The following is a 2304-nucleotide window of genomic DNA, read 5'->3' as shown; positions in this document are numbered from 1 at the left end:
CGCAGCGCTACGCCGACGCGGCCCGGGCCGACCTCGCCGCACTGCCGCCGTCGGCCGCGCGCGACGCACTCTCGGCCCTCGCCAACTACGCATTGCAGCGCGACCACTGATTCCGTCGATCGACCGGCGACATGTGCGTTGTCGCCGGCTTCGCCAAACACGAATCGCCGCTCGGCGGAAGATGTGTCCTATTTTGCGGCAAACACCTCGCCGAAAAACTCGTGCATCTGTGCGAACGCGCGCTTGGCCGTGCGCGCGTCGTACTTGCAGCCCGGTATCTTGCCGTCGGCACTGGGAATCGCAAAGCAGTGCATCGCACCGCCGTAGCTGAGGAACTGCCAGTCCGCGCCGGCGTCGCGCATCTCCTGCTGGAAGCCGGCGATCTGCTCGGGGGATTCGTACTTGTCGTCCGCGCCGTGCAGCACGAGCACTCGTGCCTTGACCTCGTCCTTGAACGCCGGATCACCGGCAAGGTTGCCGTGGAACGAAACGACGCCCTGCACGTCGGCGCCGCTGCGCGCGAGGTCGAGCGTGGTCGCGCCGCCGAAGCAGAAGCCGATCGCGCCCCAGTGCGCGCCGTCGAGCGGTGCCTTGACACCCTGCGCCTTGAGCTGGGCGAGCGCGGCATTGATGCGCGCGCGCAGCTCGCCGCGATGCGCGTACATGTTGCTGGTCGCCGCGCCGGCTTCGTCCGCATTCTTCGGCCGCGCATCGACGCCATACACATCGGCGACGAGGATCACGTAGTCCTTGCCCGCGATCTGTTTGGCCAGCGCGATGTTGTCGGCGTTGATGCCGAGCCAGTCCGGCGTCATCACGATGCCCGGCCGCGGCGCCTTCACCGTATCGTCGTAGACGAGCACGCTCTGCATCTTCTTGCCGCCGACGTCGTAGTCGAGATTCTTCGTCACCATCGCGGCATGCGCGGCGTTTTCCACGAAGCAGGACAACAGGCAAAGCGAAAGCAGTCGTTTCATCGCAGGACTCCTTGAAGCAGCGCAGTGAAAAATCGACGTCGGCACGCTCGCCGATCGTCCTGCCATGATAGCGCGACATGACGCGCTAACCGGTTGCCGCGTTTGCTACACTCGACCGACATTCCGCAACCCTCGTGAGGCCACCATGTCCAGGTTCCGTTTTTTCGTCGCCGCTTCCGCCCTCGCCGTTTCGGCCATCGCTTTCGCCCATGACAGTGCGAAACCGGAAGACGTGATCGACTACCGCCAGGGCCTGATGACCGTGATCGGCTGGAACTTCGGCCCGCTCGGCGCGATGGTCAAGGGTAAGCATCCGTTCGAGGCCGCGGAATTCGCCAAGCATGCGGGCCGCATCGCCAACCTGAGCGATCAGATTCTCGAAGGCTTCGCCAAGGGTTCTGACAAGGGCAAGACCGACGCCAAGCCCGACGTCTGGGCCAACTGGGACGACTTCCAGTCCAAGGCCAAGGACCTCGACACGCAGGCCAAGCTGCTCGCCGAAGTCGCCAAGGCGAACGACGAAGCCAAGGACAAGGAACAGTTCAAGAAAGTCGCCGAAGCGTGCAAGGCCTGCCACGACAAGTACAAGAAGAAGGATTAATGCGGCTTTGGCCGCATTGATTTTCGGCGTTCGAGCGAACCGAAGGCCGCTCAACGCCAAATTTTGCGTACACTATTCTCCGAAGCGGCTCAACGCCGCGACTGCGGCGACAGCAACGGCAAACAGGAGCAACGCGCGCCAGCTGCTGACGAAACGCATCGGCGCTGGCACCGCCGCCGGCTTGCGTCCCGTGATCATCGGCGTGATCAGATTGTCGTGCTTGAGTGCCCAGTGCAGCAGCACGGCGGCGACATGCAGGGCGATCAGCGCGATGAGCACCGTTTCGCCAAGGTGGTGCAGCTTCGTCGCGAGCTTCACCGTCGCGCTCGACACCGAATCGACGAATGGGCCATCTTCGTCGATGCCGTCACTCGTGAACAGGCCGCTGATCGCCTGCACGAGCACACACAACAACATCGCCGCGACCGACCAGCCGCCGAGCGGATTGTGGCCGACATGCACTTTTCCATTTGTGGAATTTGCGGCATTTTCAGCGCCAAGCCATTGCGCGCGCACATAGCGCACCACGGCGATCGGACCGCGCAGGAAGTCGGCGAAACGGCTGGTCTGCGAACCGGCGAGGCCCCACAGCAGACGGAACACGATCAGCGCCAGCGTCGCCCAGCCGAAGCGGTAGTGCCATTGCATCGACAGGAAACCGAACTCGGCCGTGGCGAACTGCAGCACGATCAGCGCGACCAGCGTCCAGTGGAACAGCCGCGTCGG

Annotated in this window: 3 protein-coding genes; 1 reads left to right on the top strand and 2 read right to left on the bottom strand. The window is 63.9% G+C overall.

Going from position 1 to position 2304, the window contains the following annotated elements:
- Positions 1-188: 188 nt before the first annotated feature.
- Positions 189-977: a dienelactone hydrolase family protein gene (locus VF497_RS08510; protein WP_330887651.1), complete on the bottom strand. Its 789-nt coding sequence runs from the start codon at positions 975-977 to the stop codon at positions 189-191.
- A 145-nt stretch (positions 978-1122) separates the two neighbouring features.
- On the opposite strand from VF497_RS08510, the gene VF497_RS08505 reads away from it, so the two are divergent.
- On the top strand, positions 1123-1578 hold the full coding sequence (locus tag VF497_RS08505; protein WP_330887650.1) for a cytochrome c: 456 nt from the start codon (positions 1123-1125) through the stop codon (positions 1576-1578).
- Positions 1579-1650: 72 nt separating this feature from the next.
- On the opposite strand, the gene VF497_RS08500 is transcribed toward VF497_RS08505, so the two are convergent.
- Positions 1651-2304: cytochrome b/b6 domain-containing protein (locus VF497_RS08500; RefSeq protein WP_330887648.1), on the bottom strand; the 654-nt coding region annotated here is incomplete at its 5' end.

Origin of the sequence: Rudaea sp. (assembly GCF_036383415.1) — a bacterium.
In the GTDB taxonomy this organism is placed as follows: domain Bacteria; phylum Pseudomonadota; class Gammaproteobacteria; order Xanthomonadales; family Rhodanobacteraceae; genus Rudaea.
Note: the sequence above shows the minus strand (reverse complement) of the source record. Positions and strands in the feature narration are given on the sequence as shown.